This window comes from Achromobacter seleniivolatilans (assembly GCF_030864005.1).
GTDB classification, from domain to species: Bacteria; Pseudomonadota; Gammaproteobacteria; order Burkholderiales; family Burkholderiaceae_B; genus Achromobacter; species Achromobacter seleniivolatilans.
The window spans coordinates 6,280,560-6,299,841 of the sequence record NZ_CP132976.1 but is presented as its reverse complement, the minus strand read 5'-3'; the positions used below and the strand labels follow the sequence as shown (position 1 = coordinate 6,299,841).

Below are 19,282 nucleotides of genomic sequence, written 5' to 3'. Positions count from 1 at the left end.
CATGTAGTGAACACGGACATGCACCTTGCATGATCCAAAAACGCGGGCCGGGGATGATTCCCCGGCCCGCGTTGTTTTCAGGCCTTGCCCGCTGCCACGTTGACGCTGATGGCGATGATGAAGACATTGAAGAAAAAAGCGATGACGCTGTGCATCAGCGCCGTGCGCCGCAGCCGCCGATTGACGATCTGCACGTCTGACACCTGGAACGTCATACCCAGCACCAGCGCGAAATAGGCGAAATCCCAGTAGTCCGGCTCTTGGGTGCCAGGGAAGTCCAGGCCCTTGTGCATGCCCGTCCGGTTCCCGTAGTACCCGTGCGCGTAGTGCAGCGCAAAGATCATGTTCATGTAAAGCCAGGCCAACACGATGGTGGCGGCAGCCGCCAGCATATCCAGCACGCCACCCGTGCCGCTCTCGCCGCGCAGCTCCACCCATAGCGCAATCATCACCATGCCGGATAACGCCACGCTGCTCCACAGCACCCCCATGCGCCCCACATCCTGCTGCTTGGCCTGCACGCGCATGGATGACGGATTCGCTTTGCCGAATGCCCGCGCGGTGACCACCAGGAACACAATTGCAGCGACGTCAAAACCCAGCAATAACGCCCGGCTGGACGGGCTGCCCAAACCGTATGCGGCACCGCCGACCGCCAGAAACAGCAATCCGCACAACACCAGCCGGCGATGCGCATGAAAGAAAGGCAGTCTTTCGGCGGACTCGGCGGTATCTTCGATCTGCGAATCCGGAATCGGCTTCGTCATGGCTGGCTCCTACGCGGCACAAGATCCTTAACGCTAACCGATACCCACCAAACCGGCCACCGCGCCGCCAAACAACAGCCACAAGGGATGGATGCGCGTCGCGCTGCCCAACACTGCCACGACGGCCGTGATCGCCCCCAGCAGCCAGGTATGCACCGAGGCTTCAGTGATCAGCGCCGCGCTGGCAGCGACCAGCCCGACGGTCATCGGGAAAATTCCCGCTTGGATAACGCCGCGCCATGGCCGGTCCTTGAAGCGTTCCCACAAACCGAGCGCAAGAACGGTGATCAACGAAGACGGGCCAAATTTGGCGATGGTGGTAACCAGCATGCCCCACCATCCCGCGACGTGCCAGCCGACCAGCGTCACCACCATCAGATTGGGGCCGGGCGCCGCCTGCCCCAAGGCGAATAGCGCAGAGAAATCCGCAGCTGTCATCCAGCCATGCACTTCTACCACCTGCCGTTGCATTTCGGGCAGGATGGTGTTGCCGCCGCCAAACGCCAGCACCGACAACTGGGAAAAGATCAGGGCCAGCGCAATCAGTGTGTGGATCATCGACGCTGCCTCCAGACGGCCAGGATGCTCAAGGGGGTGAGCACAGCCATGGTCGGCAACAGCGGAATGCGCAGCACGGCAATTGCAACAAAACAGAGCGTCGCCACCACACCCGCCAGCCAGTCGCGGCGCTTGATGACTGGCACGCCAATCTTCACGGCCATCGAGATCAACAGCCCCGCCGCCGCAGCAGCCAAGCCCGCGAACAAGTGTTGGATATGCGGATCACTCTGAAACCGGTCATACACCATGCCCAGCATGATGACGATGGCGGACGGCGCCAGAATCAGGCCCATCAGCGCGGCGAACGCGCCTCGCGGGCCACGGAATTTCATGCCCAGCGCCACCGACAAATTGATGATGTTGCCGCCGGGCAGGAACTGGCACAGGCCAAGCAGGTCAGTGAACTCCGAACCGCTTAGCCACTTGTGCTTTTCGACCACCATGCGGCGCGCCAGCGGCAGAGCGCCACCGAACGCCGTCAAGCCCAGCATCAGAAATCCGTAGAACAACTGCCCACAGGTGGGTGGCGGCCGGAGTTCGGCCTGAAGGGTAGAAGGTGCTGCATTCATGTTGTTATTGCCGGCGAGGGCCGGTAGACAAGGACTGACGCGTTGCCGCGCTAAGGGATAAATGAACAGATTGCAGGCTACTCTTCGGTCTAGATAATGTCTAATATATGACTACCTCACTACTCATATCCATTGAATATGGCATCCGTTGACCTGCGCCTGCTGCGCTACTTCCTGGCGGTGGCCGAGGAATCTCATCTGACCAAGGCTGCGGCCCGGCTAGGCATCCGCCAGCCGCCGTTGAGCCAGCAGATCCGCGTGCTGGAAAAGGAATTGGGCGTGACCCTGTTTCACCGGCTGCCGCGCGGCATGGAATTGACGGAAAGCGGCCGCGCGCTGCTGGACGACGCGCGCAACATCATCGGGCTGGTCGATCAGGCAGTCGATGGCGTGCGCCGGGTATCGCAGGGCGAAGCGGGGCGGCTGATCGTCGGGTTCACCGGGTCCGCAGCATTCCATCCGTTTGTGCCGTCCGTCATCCGCCGATTTCGTGAAAGCGCGCCCAACGTGCGTCTGGTGCTTGAAGAAAGCAGCACCGGCGAGCTGCGCGAGGCGGTGAGCGAAGGCCGCGTCGATGTCGCGTTTATCCGGGGAGCGCCGAGCGCGGGGCTAGGCGTGATCCAGGAAACCGTGCTGGAAGAAACCATGCTGGCGGCCTTTCCGGCGGACCATCCTGCCGTCAAGGGCCGCACGCGTAAACGTATCGCGTTGTCCGAGCTGGCCGAAGAATCGCTGATCCTGTACCGGCGCCATAGCGGCCCCGGCCTGTACGACGCCATCATTTCGGCGTGCAGCGCAGCAGGCTTCAGCCCGCGCATTGCCCAGGAAGCGCCGCGCATGCTGTCCACCTTAAGTCTGGTTGCCGCCGGGCTGGGCGTGTCACTGGTGCCAGCATCGCTGCGCCGCGTAAACATCGAAGGCGTGGTGTACGTCAGCGTGACCGATCCCGTGGAACTGCGCGCGCCACTGAACCTGATCTGGCGCGACGCGCCACTGTCCGGCGCCACTCGCAAGCTGATCGAAGAAGTGCGCCGGCACCGCGAATCGCAGCCAGAGCAAACGCAGGCTTGATCGCACTGGCGCTACACTGCCCGACACCTGCATCCCGCCCTTCAGCTATGCATCCTGAATCTTTTATCGGCGTCTACGACTCTGGCGTCGGCGGCTTGAGCGTGTTGCGCGCCATCCGCGACGCCTTGCCCCATGAATCCCTGCTTTACGTGGCGGACTCCGCCCACGTCCCCTACGGCGAAAAGACGCAGGAGTTTGTTGAGCAGCGCGCCAACACGCTGGCCGACTATTTCGTGTCGCGCCAGGCCAAGGCTATGGTCGTGGCCTGCAACACCGCCACGGCCGCCGCCATCGCTCAATTGCGCCGCCGTCATCCCGGCCTGATCATCATCGGCGTTGAGCCGGCGATCAAGCCCGCCGCGCACCTCACGCATACCGGGGTGATCGGCGTGTTTGCCACGACCGGCACTTTGGCCAGCCCCAAGTTCGCCGCGCTGGTGCAACGGGAAGCGCCCGAAGTCCGCATCTTGCTCCGGCCCTGCCCCGAATGGGTGCGGCTGGTGGAGCAAGGCGTGCTGACCGGCCAGGATGCCGACGCCGCCGTGCGGGCGCCGGTGGAAGAACTACGCGCAGCGGGCGCCGACGTGCTGGTCCTGGGCTGCACCCATTTCCCCTTTCTGCGCGATGCCATTCAGGCGGCTGCCGGCCCGGGCGTTCCCTTGCTGGAAACAGGCGCCCCGGTTGCGCGCTGGCTGCGTCATCAGTTGCAGGAACGCGGCCTGCTGCGCCAGGAAGGTCAGGGCCAACTTCTGTTTGAAACCACCGGCGACCCCGCCGCGCTGACGGAACTGGCCAGCCGTCTCTTGGGCCAGCCGCTGACGGCGGACGCCACGCCAGCGCAATGGCGCTGAACGCAGGGTTTGATTCCGCTCATCTCGGGCAACACGAATCCGGCTGATAATTCGAATAAAGTAGAACGTACCGCCTCTTGCGGCTCGCACAAAAAGGAGACGCTCTTGAAACGCATCCTGATCCCTGTCGACGGTTCCGCCCCTTCCGTCCATGCTGTCCAAGCCTTGCTGGACGCTCGCGCCTACGATCCGATTGAACGCGTGGAACTGTTGTCCGTTCAGGTTCCTTTGAAATCCGGCAAGGTCAGCGCAGGCCTTTCCCAAGCCGATATCAATGCCTATTACCAGGATGAAGGCCAGGCTGCATTGGTACGCGCCAGCCGCCTGCTGTCTGATGCCGGCGTGCATTTTCAGACCCGGGTCGAAGTGGGCGCCGTAGCCGAAACCATTGTGCGCATCGCCGCCGAAACCGGCGCGGACGAAATCTACATGGGATCGCGCGGGCTGGGTTCAGTGTCGTCCCTGTTCCTGGGCTCTATCGCCACCCGTGTCCTGCACCTGACGGAACTGCCCGTCACGCTGGTCAAATAAGGCAAAGGAGCGAAGCATGCTGAACATCCTGGTTCCTGTCGACGGTTCCGACAATTCCAACCGTGCCGTGCTGTACGCCCGCCAACTGGCGCAAGGCGCTGCATCCGCACGCATTCACCTGCTAAACGTGCAGACGCCTACACAAGGACGCGCCGGTATTTCGCGCTTGATCACGCAAGACATGATCGACGAGTTCTACACCCGCGAAGGCCAAGAGGCCATGGACGAGGCGCGCAAGCTGCTGGACGTGACGGGCGCCGACTACGTCAGCCACATCGAGTTTGGCCATGCCGCCACCGAGATCGCAGGCTACGCGCGCGACCAAGGCTGCGCCCGCATTGTGATGGGCACACGCGGCAACGGTACGCTGGCGAGTATTTTGATCGGTTCTGTTGCCAATCAGGTCGTCCAGCTTGCCGACGTGCCGGTCACACTGGTGAAGTAGCAACCGGCAATGCCCGGCGCGCCGGGTTCAGGCAGCAGGCAGTTGCAAGGTCACGCGTAAACCACCCAACGGCGAGCGGCGGGCATGCACCTCGCCGCCATAGGTGCCCGCCAGATCGCGCACAATATCCAAGCCCAGCCCCGATCCCGGCAGTTGTTCATCCATCCGCACGCCCCGCAAGAAAATGCGTTCGCGTGCATGATCTTCAATACCTGGGCCATCGTCATCGATATGCATCAGCACGCTCGCGGGTGCAATCATTTCCGCGCTGATCAACACCTGGGTATTCGCCCATTTGCAGGCGTTATCCAGCAGGTTTCCCAGCATTTCCTGCAAGTCCTGCTGCTCGCCCCGGAACTGCTGCGCAGGCGTAAAGCCGGCGATGGCAATCTTCAGATCACGTTGCGCATATAGGCGCTGCATGACGCGCACCAAGCCCTGAATCGAATCCAGCAAGGGCGCTCGCCCATCGGCCGCGCCCGAAGACGCCGCGGCCCGGGCTCGCGCCAGGTGGTGATCAATCTGGCGGTTGGCCATGCCGACCTGCTCATTGACCAGCGCCGCCGGCACACTGTCGCCACGCGCCGCAGCGTTGGCCAGAATGGTAAGCGGCGTCTTGACCGCGTGGGCCAGATTGCCGGCTTGGGTGCGTGCCCGTTGCACGATGTCGGCGTTCATTGCCAGCACTTTGTTGAAGTCGTCGACGAGCGGCTGGATCTCGCTGGGAAAACGGCCGTCGATGCGTTTGACGTCACCCGCGTTCTGCGCCGCCAATTGTTCGCGCAGCCGGGCCAGCGGACGCAGCCCCACCACCACTTGCACCACCGCCGCCACGGTCAGCCCCAAGGCCAGGGTTCCCAACGCAATGGCCAGCATATGGTTGAAACGCCCGATGGGTTCGGCCAATACGCTGCGGTCGGCAGCGACGATCAGGCGCAATGGCGCAGCGTCGTCTTCCGCAGGTTTCAACACGCGCGCAAGCGCCGTCAGCCCCCGGCCCTCGGGACCCGACATGTCGTAGCTCTGGTCGCCCGCCGTGGAGCGCGCCGGGGTGGCCGGCGGCGGTGACGCCAGCGTCTGATCCCATAACGATCGCGAACGGGCTGCGCCGATGGCAATGGGCCGCGAGCCATCGGCCAGCCGGTCCACCTGCCAGTACAAACCGGATAAGGGCTGTTCCAATCGGGGGTCGCTCAACGGCGGGTCCACCACCGGGCGTCCGTCCGCGCCAGTATTCACGGCAGCTGTCAGCTGGTTCAGATGCAAGGTCAGCTCGGCCTGCAATTGTTGCGTGATGTGCTGGCGGAACAGACTGGCCATGCCCCACCCGGCCAACGCGACCGACGCAAGTATCCACGCCAGCGTACCGGCCAACAAGCGCAGCCGCAGCGAGCCCAGCATGCCTGGGCGCGCCGGTGTCATGCGGATGCCGCCAGCCGGTAGCCCAGCCCGCGCACGGTCTCGATCGTGTCGGGCGGAAGTTTCTTACGCAAGCGGCCGACAAATACTTCGATGGTATTGGAATCCCGATCGAAATCCTGCGCGTAGATGTGTTCGGTAAGCTCTGCCCGCGACACCACTTCGCCTGCGCGCTGCATCAGCACCGACAGCACCTTGAATTCGTGGCTGGTCAGCGTCAACGCCTGGCCGGCCAGCGTGGCTTTGGCCTGACGCGTGTCCAGCATGAGCGCGCCGCAGCGCCATTGCGCGCTGGCGTGCGCCGTATTGCGGCGCAACAGCGCCCGCATGCGTGCAAGCAGCTCTTCCATGTGAAACGGCTTGGTCAGGTAGTCGTCCGCGCCGGCATCAATGCCGGCCACTTTCTCGTGCCAATTGTCGCGTGCCGTCAAAATCAGCACGGGCATATTGCGCTGGGCGGCACGCCATTTCTTCAACACCGTCAGTCCGTCCATGACGGGCAAACCCAGATCCAGCACCACGGCATCGAACGCTTCCACATCGCCTAGAAAGCGCGCGGACTCCCCATCGCCCGACACGTCCACGGTATAACCCGCGCCGCGCAGCGCATCGGCAAGCTGGCTGGCCAGCGTGGGTTCGTCTTCGACCACCAGTATCCGCATCAGTCTTTGCTCTTGAATTTGATGTCGCGGCCTTTGACGGCCAGCAAGCTGCCGTCGCGCGCGTCGATCTTCAGCTTGAGTATGCCTCCGCCGCTTTGCAGCACGCGGATCTCGTAGATGAATTCGTCGTCATCCTCTTCGAATTCGACCTTGATCACCTGCCCGGGAAAATCGCGTTCGACGATGTCCAACACGGCTCCCAGCGGCAAGACCTTGCCTGCTTGCAGGGCTTGGCGCGCGCGTTCATGATCGCTTTCGCCCGCCAGCCCGCTGACCGGCCCGGCAATCAGCGCCAACGCCAGCGCGCAACCCGACAGCAGGATGCCGCCCTGCTTACGCCGGATCATGCTGTGCTCCGCTGTGCCGCAATGCCGTGCCTCTTTGTGTGGGGGATGGAAAGAGGCTCTTTTATACCGCGCCGGGGATGAACCTGACATGAACGGCAGCTTCAGAATAGGTTCATGCGCCAACTTGAATAATGGGCACCAGGGTCGCAACCACGGCCTTTTACCCCCCATCTATTTCAGGAGCTATTCACCATGACGCGCATTCAAAAAACCCTGGCCGCACTCGCAATTGGCGCAAGCGCCCTGGTCGCCGGCACCGCCGTTCATGCCCAGGCCGCCGCGCCCACGGCCCAAACCGCGCCCGCCGCAACCAGCGCCGCCGCGCCCATGCTGACGATCCGGCAGGTCTACGACAAGATGGAGGCCGCTGGCTATCGCAATATTTCCGAAATTGAGCGCTCCAGCAAGCACGGCTATGAAGTCAAAGCCTACGACCCCCAGGGCCAGCGCGTGAAATTGCGCGTGGACCCGCAGTCGGGCGCGGTCACGCGCAGCCGCTTCGACGACTGAACCCGCCACGCATGGCCGCTGCGGCGTGAGTATGATGGGACTCACAGAGAGCTCTGGAGTCGCATCATGCCCACCCTGCGTATCCTGATCGCAGCCAGTTTGACGCTGGCCGCACTCAGCGCCTGCGGCGAAGTCGCCACGCTGCCGGTTGAAGCCGGCATGGGCCCGCACCCGACGCTGCCCGCCCCCAACACCACGATGATTCCCACGGTAAACACGGCACGCGCCATCGGCTGGCCGCCCGGCGCCCAGCCTTTGGCCGCTGCGGGCTTGGTAGTCAACGCATTTGCCACTGGGCTGGACCATCCACGATGGCTGTACGTGCTGCCCAACGGCGACGTGCTGGTCGCCGAAACCAATGCGCCGCCCAAGCCCGAGGAAGCGTCTGGCGGCTTTAAGGACTGGGCCGCGGGCGTCGTCATGAAACGCGCGGGCGCCAAAACCGAAAGCGCCAACCGCATCACGCTGCTGCGCGACGCCGACCACGATGGCGTCGCCGAAACGCGTACCGTGTTGTTGCAGGGGCTGAACTCCCCGTTTGGCATGGCGCTCATCGGCAATCAGTTGTACGTGGCCAATGCCGACGCCGTCGTGCGCTTTCCGTACGAGACCGGCCAAACGCAAATCACCGCCGCAGCGGTAAAAGTCACCGATCTGCCTGCCGGCATCAACCACCACTGGACCAAGAACCTGATCGCCAGCCCCGACGGCAGCAAGCTGTACGTGTCCGTCGGATCCAATAGCAATGTTGCCGAAAATGGCATGGCTATCGAGGAAGGCCGCGCCGCCATCTGGGAGATTGACGTCGCAACCGGCAATAAGCGGCTGTATGCCACGGGCCTGCGCAATCCGGTCGGCATGGCTTGGGCGCCCGACGGCAAGACACTGTGGACGGCAGTGAACGAGCGCGATGAGCTGGGCAGTGACCTGGTGCCCGACTACATGACCTCGGTGCAGGACGGCGGATTCTACGGCTGGCCTTACAGCTATTTCGGGCAGCACGTGGATACCCGCGTAAAGCCGCCGCGGCCAGATCTCGTGGCGCGCGCCATCGTGCCTGACTATGCGCTGGGGCCGCACACCGCCTCGCTGGGCCTGGCATGGTCGGGCGGCGCCAAGCTGCCAGCCCCGTTTACCGATGGCATGTTCGTGGGCCAGCACGGCTCTTGGAACCGCGACCCGCGCAGCGGTTACAAGGTCATTTTTGTGCCGTTCAGCGGGGGCACGCCAAGCGGCCCGGCGCTAGACGTGCTGACCGGTTTCCTGACGGAGAACGGTCAGGCGCAAGGCCGGCCGGTGGGCGTTACCATTGATCGGCAGGGCAACTTGCTGCTGGCAGACGATGTGGGCAATGTGATCTGGCGTGTCAGCCCGAAACTGTGACGTTTTGGACAACTCAATGAGGCCGGCTTGCGATGGGTCAAACCCCTTGCGGGTCTCAATGCGCTTTCCGGGGCGCAAACGGACGAGAATGTCTTAACGCCGAACGACGCGCGCTGCGCGGCCCGGCATTTCGCTCCCCTCGAAACATTGGAGGCATGAATATGGTGCTCAAGAAACTCTGCGTTGCAGCGATCCTCGCTGTGGCCTCGGCCCCCGTGCTGGCTGCCGACTGCTCGATCGATATCGCTGGCAATGACCAGATGCAGTTCGACAAGAAGGAAATCACGGTCAGCAAGAGCTGCAAGCAGTTCACCGTGAACCTGAAGCACCCCGGCACCCTGGCCAAGAACGTTATGGGCCACAACTGGGTGCTGACCACCACTGCCGACATGCAAGGCGCAGTGAACGACGGCATGGCCGCCGGCCTGGACAATAACTACGTCAAGAAAGACGACGCCCGCGTCATCGCCCACACCAAGGTCATTGGCGGCGGTGAAACGGATTCGATCACGTTCGACGTCAGCAAGCTGGCAGCCGGCACCGATTACACCTACTTCTGCTCCTTCCCCGGCCACTTCGCGCTGATGAAGGGCACGCTCAAGCTGGTCGACTAAGCCTTTGGGCCGGGCGCGAGCGCTCCCGGCCTGATTGCTGGTCCGCACGGGCTTCTTGCCCCCGAGTTCGCCGGGGACAAGAAGCCCGTTTCCATTGGGGCGCGCAACGCCCCTGCCGCCAGCCCGGATACCCGCCCGGCGCATCCCACGCGCCCCTACAATGGCCGCTCCCAAGAGCACAAGACAGGAGCCAGGCAATGAGTACGGAAAAAGTAGCGATCGTCACGGCAGGCGGCAGTGGCATGGGTGCGGCGGCGGCGCGCAAATTGGCGGCCGACGGGTATCGCGTGGCCATTCTGTCGTCATCCGGCAAAGGCGCGTCCCTGGCCGAAGAATTGGGCGGGCTGGGCATCACCGGATCGAACCGTTCACCCGAAGACCTGGCAAAGCTGGTGGACGCCACGGTACAGAAATGGGGCCGTGTTGATGCGGTGGTCAACAGCGCTGGGCATGGCCCCAAAGGCCCCTTGCTGGAAATCAGCGATGACGACTGGCATCTGGGCATGGAGTTCTACCTGTTGAATGTCGTGCGCATCGCGCGCCTGGTCGCGCCCATCATGAAGCAACAGAAGTCAGGCGCCATCGTCAATATTTCGACGTACGCCACGTTTGAACCCGAAGCCCTGTTCCCCACCTCGGGCGTGTTCCGCGCTGGACTTGCCGCCTTCACCAAGGTGTTCTCCGACGAGTACGCCGAGCACAACGTGCGGATGAACAACGTGCTGCCGGGTTTCATCGACAGCCTGCCCGAAAAAGAAGACCGGCGCGTGCGCATTCCGATGGGCCGCTACGGCACCGCTGAAGAAGTGGCGGACCTGATCGCCTTCCTGGCCTCGGACGCGTCGGCCTACATCACCGGCCAGAACATCCGCATCGACGGCGGCATCACGCGCTCCGTTTAAGACTCATCCATTAGGATTAGTCCCTCGTCCGAATGAGGGTATTGAAGGCTGCTCGGGCCATGACGTACCGTAGGCATTCGCATTCGACGAGGTGCTGCGCATGTCCGCTACGCCGTCAGCGGCTGCGCCGCAGTCCGCGCCATCCCATTCCCCCGCGCCCACACCGGGCCAGGCCTCGCGCTTTCTGGCGCAAGCCACCTTCGGCGCCACCCCCGCACAAATCGATGCGGTGGTGGCCCAAGGTTATGCCGCGTGGCTGGACGCCCAATTGGCGCTGCCGCCTTCGCAGACGCATTTCGACTGGCTGCTGCAACAGAAAAAGAATACCGAGGCCTTCAAGGGCAATGGCATCAACGCGCCGCTGGAGTCCACGCTGTGGCGAAAATTCATCAGCGCGGAGGATCAGGTACGCACGCGGGTCGCCTTTGCCCTGTCCGAGATCTTTGTCGTGGGGGTGCAATCCATCACCGCGTCGTGGCCGCTGTTTGGCGCTGCGGGTTTCATGGATTTGCTGGCCGAACATGCCTTGGGCGACTACCAGAAATTGCTCACCGCCGTCACGATGAACCTGTCGATGGGCTGCATGCTGACCTATCGCGGCAACCGTAAAGAAGATCCCAAGACCGGCCGCCATCCGGACGAAAACTACGCCCGCGAGATCATGCAGTTGTTCAGCATCGGGCTGCTGGAGCTGAACGCCGATGGCACCGTCAAAAAGGTAAACGGCGCACCGGTAGAGACCTATACCAATGCCGACGTACAAGGATTGGCCAAGGTGTTCACCGGCTGGGACATCAATGGGCCTGAGACCGATGTGGAGTTCCACCGGCGGCCGATGGCGCTGAACAATGCGCTGCACTCAATGGCGGAAAAACGCTTTCTGGGAACGGTGGTTCCAGCTGGCACCGATGGCCATCTGTCGCTCAAGCGGGCAATGGATGCCATCTGCGCGCATCCCAATGTCGGTCCATTCATCGGCATCCAGCTTATCCAGCGGCTGGTGACCAGCAACCCCAGCCCCGCCTACGTCAGCCGCGTGTCCGCAGTATTCGACGACGACGGCGACGGCGTCCGCGGAAACATGAAGGCCGTTGTGCGCGCCATTCTGTTGGACCGCGAAGCCCGCAATCCGGATCTGAACGCGCCCAGCTGGGGCAAGATACGCGAGCCCATCTTGCGCTTTTCCGGATGGGCGCGAGCCTTCGGCGCAACGTCCACCAACGGCGCGTGGGCCATGCCCGACACCACGGACAACACCATCAGGCTCGCGCAAAGCCCTATGCGGTCGGCGACCGTATTCAATTTCTTCCGCCCTCGCTACACGCCGCCCGTCACTGAGTTGGCGAACCGGCATCTGGTGGCGCCTGAATTGCAGATTACCGACGAAACCAGCATTGCCGGATATCTGAATTTTCTGGCGATTTACGCGGATCGCGGCTGGGAAGACCTGCAAACCAGCTACGCGCCGGAAATCGCGTTGGCGCAGAATCCGCAAGCGCTGGTGGCACGTGTGGTTCTGTTGTTGGCAGGTGATGCGTTCAGCGCCCAGACCGCCGAGTCCATTGCGCAGGCTGTCGGCACCTTGCCCGCCAGCCGCCCGCGCGACCGCGTAAGGGCCGCCGTCATGCTGGTTGCCTCCACGCCTGAATACCTGGTGCAGAAATGACGAGATCCCATGACGCCGAACGCCGCGCCTTCTTGCAGCGCGCCTGCGCGCTGGGAGCCACCGGCCTGGCTGCGCCGCTTGCCGTCAACCTGGCGGCGCTGGGCGCAGCCGCCGCGCAGTCTGCGCCGCCTTCATACAAAGCGCTGGTCTGCGTGTTTCTGTACGGCGGCAACGACCCCTACAACACCTTGACGCCGTTTGACGCTCCGGCATACCGGGCGTACGCAGCGGCCCGCAGCGATATCGCCTTGCCTCGTGATGCCTTGCGCGCCACGGCGTTGCGCGGCCGGGCCGCAGCAGCAGACGGCGCGCAATTCGCACTGGCGCCCGCGCTGGCGCCGCTTGCGCCACTATACGAAAACGGCCAGATGGCTGTGCTGCTGAATGTGGGGCCATTGGTCGTGCCCACATCAAAGGCCGACTACATCAGCGCCCGCGTTCCGTTGCCGCCCAAGCTGTTTTCACACAACGACCAGCAGTCATATTGGCAGGCATTGGCGCCCGAAGGCGCGTCATCCGGTTGGGCTGGAAGGCTGACCGACCTGTTCGCCAGCGCCAACACCCAGCGCACGTTTTCCGGCATCACGGCAGGGGGCAGCACCGTGTTGCTGGCCGGGCGCAAGGTGGCGGGGTATCGGGTGGGAATCAGCGGGTCCACGCGGATCGATATGCTGTATCGCGACATGTACGGATCTAGCGCATGCACGGAACTGCTGCGCCAACTGATCACGCAGCCCAGAGAACATTTGATGGAACGAGAGATGTCGCGTATTGCCGCGCAGTCCATCGATGCCGACACGCGCCTGCGCGCCGCCTTGGCCAACGTGACCGTGCCGGGCAATTTTGAATCTCCTTTGGCGCAGCAGTTAAAGATCGTGGCGCGCATCATCGGCGCCCGCCAGGACCTGGGCGCGCGCCGTCAGGTGTTCTTTGTGTCGCAGAACGGCTATGACAACCATACGGGTCTGAACGATACGCACCCTGCTCTGTTGCGGGAACTGGGCCAGTCGTTGGCGGCGTTTCAGCAGGCGCTATCGGCAATGGGTGTTGCAGAACAAGTCACGACATTCACCGCATCCGAATTCGGACGCACGCTGGGGTCCAACGGCAACGGCTCGGACCACGGCTGGGGTTCGCACCAGTTTGTGCTGGGCGGTGCCGTCAAGGGCGGCCGGTATTACGGCACGCATCCCGAAATAGCACGGGACGGCCCAGGTTTCGTCGACAACGGCCGCCTGCTGCCAACGATGGCGGTAGACCAGCTGGGCGCATCGCTAGGCGCGTGGTTCGGAGCAGGCCGTGAGGAACTGAGGCTGGTCTTTCCTAATTTGAAGAATTTTGATGACACACCTCTAGGGGTGTTGCCGATGGGGTGAAGGGCTACGCGCCCCCCCCCGCGCAGCCCTTTCCACAAGCAACAACTACCGCACCGCCAACTTCCGGCTGGCTGCCAGTTGCTTCCAGCGTACGGCTTCACTTTCCACGAACGTGCCCAGTTCAGCCGGAGTGCTGGTGCGGACTTCAGCCCCTTGTTCGCCAATCTTCCTGGCGACAGCTGGGTCCGTCAGCGCCTGGTTCAACGCACGATTCAAGGTGCTGACTACCGCAGGGTCAGCCTTTGCGGGCGCGAAGATGGCGTACCACTGCGGCACGTCCACGCCGGTAACGCCGGCTTCGGTCAATGTCGGCAAGTCGGGCAGCACCGCCGACCGGGTGGAACCCGCCACCGCCAAGGCCTTGATCAAGCCGGACTTCAGATGCGGATACACGCTGAACAGGCTGGGAAACATGACTTGGGTCACGCCCCCCAACGTATCCGTCAGGGCGGGTGCAGACCCCTTATACGGCACGTCCAGCATACGCGCGCCGGTCGCCTGATTGAAGAGTTCGCCCGCGACCGCAGGCGCAGTGCCCGGACCGGCAGAGGCGAAACTGAGCGTGTCGGGATGGTCGCGGCTGTATTGCACCAAGCCCGCCACATCACGAACAGGGATGCGGGTCGACACGACCATGATGGTGGGCGAATCAGCCACCATGCCAATCGGCGTGAAGTCTTTGACGGGGTCGTAGTTCAGCTTTTGCAAAGCCGGATTGATGCCGTGCGTGCCGATGTACCCCAGCATCAGCGTGTACCCGTCAGCCGGTTGACGCGCAACATAGTCCGACGCGATGGCGCCTTGGGCGCCGGGTTTGTTCACGACGATGATGGTCTGCCCCAGCAATTCGCCCACCTTCTGCCCGACCACGCGCGCCAGCACATCGTTGCCGCCGCCTGCGGCGGTTGGCACGACCAGCGTGATGGCACGTTCGGGATAAGCGGCCTGCGCCCCGTTGGCGGCCAGGGCGAGCATCAGCGCGGTGGCGCAAGCCGTTGTGACAGGGTGGAATTTCATGATTTGTCTCCAGTAGTGATAGGACGCCGGGCCTCTTGATCTTTCGTTGCGGGCCGCTTTGACGGTAAAGCCAACACTGCCCGAATCCGTTGGGCATATGTACAAAACAGACCGATTCCGCGCATGCGCCGAATCGGCAGAACATCAAGCCACGGCCTGCACCGGCATCACGCCTGCCACGGCGTAGTGGCCCGGCACATACAACAGCCCCCGCATGATCTTGCGAGCCGTGCGAACCAAACCCGCCGCGCGCACCACACCGCTGGCGGCATCCAGGTCCACATCGATTTCCATGACGCCTGACGGATGCTCGATGCGCACGGTGCGATAGCCGGCCTGCAATGGAGGCCCCCCGCAGTCATGGGCCACTGTGCCGGGCATGAGAAAAGCGCTGGCGACGCCTACCGCGCCCGTGGCTGCATGGGCGCGGTGACAGGCGCGGGGCGTGAAATAGCGGGATTGCACCGACAGCGCGGGCATGGCCATGGCGGCGGATGGCGGTGCGTGCCGGGTTGCACTGCCGGGCGCCAACAGCACCGGTTTGGGGATGACGCTGTTGCGCACATCACCCAGGCCCATGCGGGCGCCCGCCACGACGCGGATGCGCTCCATCCGCTCCAGCAAACCAGCATTGCCATCCAGCTGCGCGGGCGTTTCCTGGCCGGTCAGGCCGAAGTCGGCGGCTCGCATCAGCACCATGGGCATGGCGGCATCGATCAGCGTGACCGCAATGCCATCCACCCATTCCTGCCGGTGGCCGGTCGGAAACACGCTGCCGGTCACGGCGCCCCAGGCGTCCAGAAAGTTCAGGCGCACAGGCGCCGCGGCGCCCGGCACGCCATCAATGCGGGTATCGCCCTCGTAAGTCAGGCGGCCGCCCGGCGTCTGCACCACGGCTTCAATGACCGCGCCGGTGTTCACGTTATGCACCCGCACCGAGGTGACGCCGTTACCGGCGGCGATCAGGCCTTCGTCAATGGCGAATGGCGCGGCGCCCGACAACATGTTGCCGCAGTTGGGGCGCGTGTCCACCGTGGCCCGGTCCACCGACACCTGCGCAAACAAGTAGTCGATATCGCAGTCAGGACGTGTCGGCCGCGAGACGATGGCCACCTTGCTGGTCAGCGAGTTGCCGCCGCCCAGGCCATCGACTTGCAGCGCATGGGGCGATCCCATCGCAAGCAATAGCAGCCGGTCTCGCTCGGCGGGGTCGGCCGGCAGCCAGTCGCCCAGAAAGAACGGGCCGCGCGACGTGCCGCCGCGCATCAGTACGCAAGGGATTACGGTTTCCATGCGCTGCATTCTGCGTTGCCCGGGCTATTATTTGAATTGCAACTTACGGATGGATTCATGCATGGCGCGCATCAATTTCGATTTGCAGGAATTGCAGGCTTTTGTGGCGGTGGCGGAACGCGCCAGCTTTCGCGCCGCCGCCGAAGATCTGCACCTGTCGCAGCCCGCACTCAGCCGCCGCATCGACAAGCTGGAAAACCTGCTGGGCGCCCGTCTGTTGGAACGCACCACGCGGCGCGTTGCCCTGACGCAAGTGGGGCGCGTGTTTCTGGAACGCGCCCGCAGCGCCATCGACGAGTTGGAACGCGCCGTCCTCAGCATCGGAGATCTGGCGGCCCATCGCGGCGGTCTGGTGACGGTGGCTTGCGTGCCGTCGGTGGCCTATTACTTTTTGCCGTCTGTGATCCGCGACTACAGCGAACGCTTCCCGCGCATCCGGGTGCGTATCATCGACGAAACCGCCAATACCGTTCTGAACAGCGTCGTCACCGGCCGCGCCGATTTTGGCGTGAGCTTTGTTGGCACGCAGGAACCAGATGTGGACTTCAAGGCGGTGCTGCGCGAGGACTTCGTGCTGGCCGTGCGCCGCGACCATCCCCTGGCCACCCGCCGCAGCGTGTCCTGGGAAGACCTGTCGCAAGAACGTTTCATGACGGTCGCCAAGGAAAGCGGCAACCGCCTGCTGATTGACGATGCACTGGCCAAAAGCGGCAAGCGCACCGTCAGCGCGTTTGAAGTCAGCCACGTCATGACGCTGCTGGGCCTGGTGGAAGCGGGCCTGGGCGTTGCGGCAGTGCCGCAATTAGCCATGCCGCTGGCGGGCCATGCCACCTTGACCAGCGTCAAACTCGAACACCCCCGGGTGACCCGGACACTGGGATTGATCGCGCGCCGCGGCCGGCCACTGGCGCCCGCGGCGCAACAGCTCTATAACCTGATTCATCAAGCCGGCAAGACGGCTAAACGCAAACCCGCCCGACTCCCTGATTCCGCCTCATGACGCTGACCCATACCCTGGCGCTGCAACCCGCCACCGATGACGATCTGCCTTTCCTCCTGGCGCTGCGCAAGTCCACCATGCAAGAGCACCTGCAACGCGCAGGCGCCCCGCTGGATGACAACCACCACCTGGACCGCATCCGCTACCACTTTGACGACGCCCATATCGTCTGGCTGGATGGCCGGCCCGCGGGTCTGTTCAAACACTATCGCGATCAGGCCGGCTGGCGCATCGTACAAATCCAGATCGACCCCGCCTTCCAGGGCCAGGGGCTGGGGCGCCGCCTGCTTGTTGACGTTCTGAGCCAGGCGGATGCGGAAGACACGCCGGTCACCCTGAGTGTGCTGAAAGGCAACCCCGCCCGCAGACTCTATGAGTCGCTGGGCTTCACCCCTGTCGAGGAGACCGACCTGGAGTTTGAGATGCGTTACGAACCCGGCGCTGTCCGGCCGGCCGGCTGACCTGTGCAGATTTATTTGCGCGGCCGGGAATAAACCCGTCCGGGCCAGCGTCTGTAGAGGGCAGTCCCCAAACTTTCCTACTTACGAGGCACAACATGCGCAATTACATCGCCACCGCCCTGGTACTTGGTTCCGCCGCATTGTTCTCGGCTGGCGCCCAGGCCCAGGCCGTCAAGACCCAGGATGGCGTCCTGGTCAATAGTGCTGGCATGACGCTCTACACCTTCGACAAGGATGCCGGAGGCAAAAGCGCCTGCAATGATCAGTGCGCCAAGATCTGGCCCCCTGTTACCGCCGCCGCTGACGCCAAGCCCATGGGCGACATGACCGTCATCACCCGTGACGACGGCTCCAAGCAATGGGCCTACAAGGGCAAACCTGTCTACACCTACGCCAAGGACACCAAGGCGGGCGACAAGACTGGCGACAACTTCAAGGACGTCTGGCACGTCATCAAGCCCTGAGACGGACCGTCAAGTTCATCCGTCTTAATCCATGCGCGCCGAAGACGAAACCCTGATCCTGGCCTGCATCCCCAGCCTGCGGCGCTATGCGCGCGGGCTGACGGGAGACCTGCACCGGGCCGATGACCTGGTGCAGGACACGCTGGAGCGCGCTTGGAGCCGCTTTTCCCGCTGGCAGCGTCGCGGCGAACTGCGAGCATGGATGTTCGGCATCATGCATAACCATTTCATCGATGGCATGCGCGCCACTCAGCGGCGGGCGGATCAGACCGCCCCGGGCGACCTGCCCGACGCGCCAGTGCGCGCCACGCAGACCGATCACCTGGAGGTACGCGATCTGGACCGTTGCCTGCAAGCCTTGCCGGCCGAGCAGCGGGAAGTGCTGTTGCTGATTTGCGTGGAAGACCTGTCCTATCAGGAAACCGCTCAAGTGCTTGCCGTGCCAATCGGCACGGTAATGTCGCGTCTGTCCCGCGCCCGTGAAAAACTGAGCGCGCTGATGCAGGGGCGCGACACCATCAGCCGGCTGCATCGCGTGAAATGATATGAACGACAAACACCTTCATCCGGTGCCCTCTGCGGGCACCCCGATTACCGAAGCCGATCTGCATGCGTATGCCGACGGGCAATTGCCGCCCGCGCGCCATGCTGAGGTTGACGCATTTCTTGCCGCGCATCCGCAGGATCAAACACGGGTAACCGATTGGCAGACCCAGCGCCGCGCGCTGCACGCCTTGCTGGACCCGGTGCTGGATGAGCCCTTGCCCCTGCGCTTGCCGCTTAAAGCTCCCGCGCGTCACTGGCCCTGGCGCGCGCTGGCCGCCAGCGTCGCCCTGGCCGCCGTCAGCGCCAGCGCTGCCTGGGTGGCGCGTGGCGCGATGGACGCCCAGCACTTGCAAACCGTGCTTGCCACTGCAAGCCCGGACCGCGCCGCAGGCGGCTATGCCCAGCGCGCAGCCATTGCACATGCGGTATACGCGCCCGACATGGGCCGCCCGGTGGAAGTCAGCGCCGATAACGAAAAGGGGCTGGTGACCTGGCTCACCAAGCGCATGGGCGCGCCAGTGCGCGCGCCATCGTTGTCGCAAGCCGGTTATGAATTGGTGGGCGGACGCCTGCTGCCTGGCGGCGCCGGGCCAGTGGCGCTATTCATGTATGGCGCGCCAGATGGGCAGCGCCTGACGCTGTACGTGACCCGCGAAGCCGCAGGCGGGCAGACCGCCTTCCAGTTCACGCAGGAAGGGCCGGTGCGGGTGTTTTATTGGGTCGAAGGACAATTTGGCTACGCGCTGTCTGGCGCGGTCAGCCGGGATGAATTGCAACGAGTGTCGCAAGAGGTGTACAGGCAATTGCAGGGATGACGGGAGGACGCG

Annotated in this window: 23 protein-coding genes; 15 read left to right on the top strand and 8 right to left on the bottom strand. The window is 63.7% G+C overall.

From position 1 onward, the window contains the following. Positions 1 to 77 precede the first annotated feature (77 nt). Genes RAS12_RS28460 through RAS12_RS28450 form a run of 3 tightly spaced genes read right to left on the bottom strand, consistent with a single transcriptional unit; the run spans position 78 to position 1,897 of the window. Positions 78 to 767, bottom strand: coding sequence for a DUF1345 domain-containing protein (locus tag RAS12_RS28460; RefSeq protein WP_306943692.1), 690 nt, complete (start codon positions 765 to 767; stop codon positions 78 to 80). Positions 768 to 800: 33 nt separating this feature from the next. Further along, entirely contained in the window at positions 801 to 1,325 is a 525-nt protein-coding gene (locus RAS12_RS28455) for a chromate transporter (protein WP_306943691.1), read from the bottom strand. Further along, positions 1,322 to 1,897 (bottom strand): chromate transporter, encoded by a 576-nt coding sequence (locus tag RAS12_RS28450; protein WP_306943689.1) that lies wholly within the window; start codon positions 1,895 to 1,897, stop codon positions 1,322 to 1,324. The genes RAS12_RS28455 and RAS12_RS28450 overlap by 4 nt, the downstream gene beginning before the upstream one ends. Before the next feature lie 138 nt (positions 1,898 to 2,035). Here RAS12_RS28450 and RAS12_RS28445 point away from each other — a divergent pair, with 138 nt between their 5' ends. From RAS12_RS28445 to RAS12_RS28430, 4 genes are all read left to right on the top strand, one after another. Then, positions 2,036 to 2,968: a LysR family transcriptional regulator gene (locus tag RAS12_RS28445; RefSeq protein WP_306943687.1), complete on the top strand. Its 933-nt coding sequence runs from the start codon at positions 2,036 to 2,038 to the stop codon at positions 2,966 to 2,968. A 47-nt stretch (positions 2,969 to 3,015) separates the two neighbouring features. Beyond that, positions 3,016 to 3,819, top strand: coding sequence for a glutamate racemase (gene murI, locus RAS12_RS28440; protein ID WP_306943685.1), 804 nt, complete (start codon positions 3,016 to 3,018; stop codon positions 3,817 to 3,819). Between the two features lie 105 nt (positions 3,820 to 3,924). Further along, positions 3,925 to 4,350: a universal stress protein gene (locus RAS12_RS28435; RefSeq protein ID WP_306943684.1), complete on the top strand. Its 426-nt coding sequence runs from the start codon at positions 3,925 to 3,927 to the stop codon at positions 4,348 to 4,350. A 16-nt stretch (positions 4,351 to 4,366) separates the two neighbouring features. Then, the gene (locus tag RAS12_RS28430; protein ID WP_306943682.1) at positions 4,367 to 4,795 is read left to right on the top strand and encodes a universal stress protein; all 429 of its coding nucleotides are present in this window, start codon (positions 4,367 to 4,369) and stop codon (positions 4,793 to 4,795) included. Between the two features lie 27 nt (positions 4,796 to 4,822). Here the strand turns inward: RAS12_RS28430 and RAS12_RS28425 are convergent, their stop codons facing one another. Genes RAS12_RS28425 through RAS12_RS28415 form a run of 3 tightly spaced genes read right to left on the bottom strand, consistent with a single transcriptional unit; the run spans position 4,823 to position 7,223 of the window. Beyond that, positions 4,823 to 6,217 (bottom strand): sensor histidine kinase, encoded by a 1,395-nt coding sequence (locus RAS12_RS28425; RefSeq protein WP_306943679.1) that lies wholly within the window; start codon positions 6,215 to 6,217, stop codon positions 4,823 to 4,825. After that, positions 6,214 to 6,876, bottom strand: a complete 663-nt coding sequence (locus tag RAS12_RS28420) for a response regulator transcription factor (protein ID WP_306943677.1) — start codon at positions 6,874 to 6,876, stop codon at positions 6,214 to 6,216. The genes RAS12_RS28425 and RAS12_RS28420 overlap by 4 nt, the downstream gene beginning before the upstream one ends. Next, entirely contained in the window at positions 6,876 to 7,223 is a 348-nt protein-coding gene (locus RAS12_RS28415) for a PepSY domain-containing protein (RefSeq protein WP_306943675.1), read from the bottom strand. The genes RAS12_RS28420 and RAS12_RS28415 overlap by 1 nt, the downstream gene beginning before the upstream one ends. A gap of 192 nt (positions 7,224 to 7,415) precedes the next feature. Here RAS12_RS28415 and RAS12_RS28410 point away from each other — a divergent pair, with 192 nt between their 5' ends. From RAS12_RS28410 to RAS12_RS28385, 6 genes are all read left to right on the top strand, one after another. After that, positions 7,416 to 7,733, top strand: a complete 318-nt coding sequence (locus tag RAS12_RS28410) for a PepSY domain-containing protein (protein WP_306943673.1) — start codon at positions 7,416 to 7,418, stop codon at positions 7,731 to 7,733. Positions 7,734 to 7,799: 66 nt separating this feature from the next. Then, positions 7,800 to 9,116, top strand: coding sequence for a PQQ-dependent sugar dehydrogenase (locus RAS12_RS28405; protein WP_306943672.1), 1,317 nt, complete (start codon positions 7,800 to 7,802; stop codon positions 9,114 to 9,116). 161 nt (positions 9,117 to 9,277) lie between these two features. Continuing rightward, complete coding sequence (gene azu, locus RAS12_RS28400) at positions 9,278 to 9,730, top strand: azurin (protein WP_306943670.1); 453 nt, start codon at positions 9,278 to 9,280, stop codon at positions 9,728 to 9,730. Positions 9,731 to 9,927: 197 nt separating this feature from the next. Next, on the top strand, positions 9,928 to 10,632 hold the full coding sequence (locus RAS12_RS28395) for an SDR family oxidoreductase (RefSeq protein WP_306943668.1): 705 nt from the start codon (positions 9,928 to 9,930) through the stop codon (positions 10,630 to 10,632). Positions 10,633 to 10,732: 100 nt separating this feature from the next. Then, entirely contained in the window at positions 10,733 to 12,298 is a 1,566-nt protein-coding gene (locus tag RAS12_RS28390; protein ID WP_306943666.1) for a DUF1800 domain-containing protein, read from the top strand. Further along, positions 12,295 to 13,674, top strand: a complete 1,380-nt coding sequence (locus tag RAS12_RS28385) for a DUF1501 domain-containing protein (RefSeq protein WP_306943664.1) — start codon at positions 12,295 to 12,297, stop codon at positions 13,672 to 13,674. Before RAS12_RS28390 ends, RAS12_RS28385 begins: the two co-directional genes overlap by 4 nt. A gap of 45 nt (positions 13,675 to 13,719) precedes the next feature. Here RAS12_RS28385 and RAS12_RS28380 read toward each other — a convergent pair whose 3' ends face one another. Then, positions 13,720 to 14,691: a Bug family tripartite tricarboxylate transporter substrate binding protein gene (locus RAS12_RS28380; protein ID WP_306943662.1), complete on the bottom strand. Its 972-nt coding sequence runs from the start codon at positions 14,689 to 14,691 to the stop codon at positions 13,720 to 13,722. A 144-nt stretch (positions 14,692 to 14,835) separates the two neighbouring features. Continuing rightward, positions 14,836 to 15,984, bottom strand: a complete 1,149-nt coding sequence (locus RAS12_RS28375; RefSeq protein ID WP_306943660.1) for a 4-oxalomesaconate tautomerase — start codon at positions 15,982 to 15,984, stop codon at positions 14,836 to 14,838. A 61-nt stretch (positions 15,985 to 16,045) separates the two neighbouring features. Between RAS12_RS28375 and RAS12_RS28370 the strand changes: the two genes are divergently transcribed. The 5 genes from RAS12_RS28370 (at position 16,046) to RAS12_RS28350 (ending at position 19,270) form a co-directional block, all read left to right on the top strand. Then, the gene (locus RAS12_RS28370; RefSeq protein ID WP_306943658.1) at positions 16,046 to 16,984 is read left to right on the top strand and encodes a LysR family transcriptional regulator; all 939 of its coding nucleotides are present in this window, start codon (positions 16,046 to 16,048) and stop codon (positions 16,982 to 16,984) included. Beyond that, on the top strand, positions 16,981 to 17,445 hold the full coding sequence (locus RAS12_RS28365; protein ID WP_306943655.1) for a GNAT family N-acetyltransferase: 465 nt from the start codon (positions 16,981 to 16,983) through the stop codon (positions 17,443 to 17,445). Before RAS12_RS28370 ends, RAS12_RS28365 begins: the two co-directional genes overlap by 4 nt. A 95-nt stretch (positions 17,446 to 17,540) precedes the next feature. Beyond that, a complete protein-coding gene (locus RAS12_RS28360; RefSeq protein ID WP_306943654.1) occupies positions 17,541 to 17,909 on the top strand; it encodes a COG4315 family predicted lipoprotein in 369 nt (122 codons plus the stop codon). 31 nt (positions 17,910 to 17,940) lie between these two features. Beyond that, positions 17,941 to 18,453: an RNA polymerase sigma factor gene (locus tag RAS12_RS28355; protein ID WP_306943652.1), complete on the top strand. Its 513-nt coding sequence runs from the start codon at positions 17,941 to 17,943 to the stop codon at positions 18,451 to 18,453. A gap of 1 nt (position 18,454) precedes the next feature. Next, positions 18,455 to 19,270 (top strand): anti-sigma factor family protein, encoded by an 816-nt coding sequence (locus RAS12_RS28350; RefSeq protein WP_306943651.1) that lies wholly within the window; start codon positions 18,455 to 18,457, stop codon positions 19,268 to 19,270. The last annotated feature ends 12 nt before the right edge of the window (positions 19,271 to 19,282 follow it).

Excerpts from the sequence above, each read along its gene's own strand:
- RAS12_RS28450 (WP_306943689.1), bottom strand. The coding sequence starts at position 1,897 with ATGAATGCAGCACCTTCTACCCTTCAGGCCGAACTCCGGCCGCCACCC.
- RAS12_RS28425 (WP_306943679.1), bottom strand. The coding sequence starts at position 6,217 with ATGACACCGGCGCGCCCAGGCATGCTGGGCTCGCTGCGGCTGCGCTTG.
- RAS12_RS28365 (WP_306943655.1), top strand. The coding sequence starts at position 16,981 with ATGACGCTGACCCATACCCTGGCGCTGCAACCCGCCACCGATGACGAT.
- azu (WP_306943670.1), top strand. The coding sequence starts at position 9,278 with ATGGTGCTCAAGAAACTCTGCGTTGCAGCGATCCTCGCTGTGGCCTCG.
- RAS12_RS28420 (WP_306943677.1), bottom strand. The coding sequence starts at position 6,876 with ATGCGGATACTGGTGGTCGAAGACGAACCCACGCTGGCCAGCCAGCTT.
- RAS12_RS28375 (WP_306943660.1), bottom strand. The coding sequence starts at position 15,984 with ATGGAAACCGTAATCCCTTGCGTACTGATGCGCGGCGGCACGTCGCGC.
- RAS12_RS28395 (WP_306943668.1), top strand. The coding sequence starts at position 9,928 with ATGAGTACGGAAAAAGTAGCGATCGTCACGGCAGGCGGCAGTGGCATG.
- RAS12_RS28430 (WP_306943682.1), top strand. The coding sequence starts at position 4,367 with ATGCTGAACATCCTGGTTCCTGTCGACGGTTCCGACAATTCCAACCGT.
- RAS12_RS28380 (WP_306943662.1), bottom strand. The coding sequence starts at position 14,691 with ATGAAATTCCACCCTGTCACAACGGCTTGCGCCACCGCGCTGATGCTC.
- murI (WP_306943685.1), top strand. The coding sequence starts at position 3,016 with ATGCATCCTGAATCTTTTATCGGCGTCTACGACTCTGGCGTCGGCGGC.
- RAS12_RS28355 (WP_306943652.1), top strand. The coding sequence starts at position 17,941 with ATGCGCGCCGAAGACGAAACCCTGATCCTGGCCTGCATCCCCAGCCTG.
- RAS12_RS28385 (WP_306943664.1), top strand. The coding sequence starts at position 12,295 with ATGACGAGATCCCATGACGCCGAACGCCGCGCCTTCTTGCAGCGCGCC.
- RAS12_RS28460 (WP_306943692.1), bottom strand. The coding sequence starts at position 767 with ATGACGAAGCCGATTCCGGATTCGCAGATCGAAGATACCGCCGAGTCC.
- RAS12_RS28455 (WP_306943691.1), bottom strand. The coding sequence starts at position 1,325 with ATGATCCACACACTGATTGCGCTGGCCCTGATCTTTTCCCAGTTGTCG.
- RAS12_RS28370 (WP_306943658.1), top strand. The coding sequence starts at position 16,046 with ATGGCGCGCATCAATTTCGATTTGCAGGAATTGCAGGCTTTTGTGGCG.
- RAS12_RS28410 (WP_306943673.1), top strand. The coding sequence starts at position 7,416 with ATGACGCGCATTCAAAAAACCCTGGCCGCACTCGCAATTGGCGCAAGC.
- RAS12_RS28390 (WP_306943666.1), top strand. The coding sequence starts at position 10,733 with ATGTCCGCTACGCCGTCAGCGGCTGCGCCGCAGTCCGCGCCATCCCAT.
- RAS12_RS28445 (WP_306943687.1), top strand. The coding sequence starts at position 2,036 with ATGGCATCCGTTGACCTGCGCCTGCTGCGCTACTTCCTGGCGGTGGCC.
- RAS12_RS28415 (WP_306943675.1), bottom strand. The coding sequence starts at position 7,223 with ATGATCCGGCGTAAGCAGGGCGGCATCCTGCTGTCGGGTTGCGCGCTG.
- RAS12_RS28350 (WP_306943651.1), top strand. The coding sequence starts at position 18,455 with ATGAACGACAAACACCTTCATCCGGTGCCCTCTGCGGGCACCCCGATT.
- RAS12_RS28360 (WP_306943654.1), top strand. The coding sequence starts at position 17,541 with ATGCGCAATTACATCGCCACCGCCCTGGTACTTGGTTCCGCCGCATTG.
- RAS12_RS28405 (WP_306943672.1), top strand. The coding sequence starts at position 7,800 with ATGCCCACCCTGCGTATCCTGATCGCAGCCAGTTTGACGCTGGCCGCA.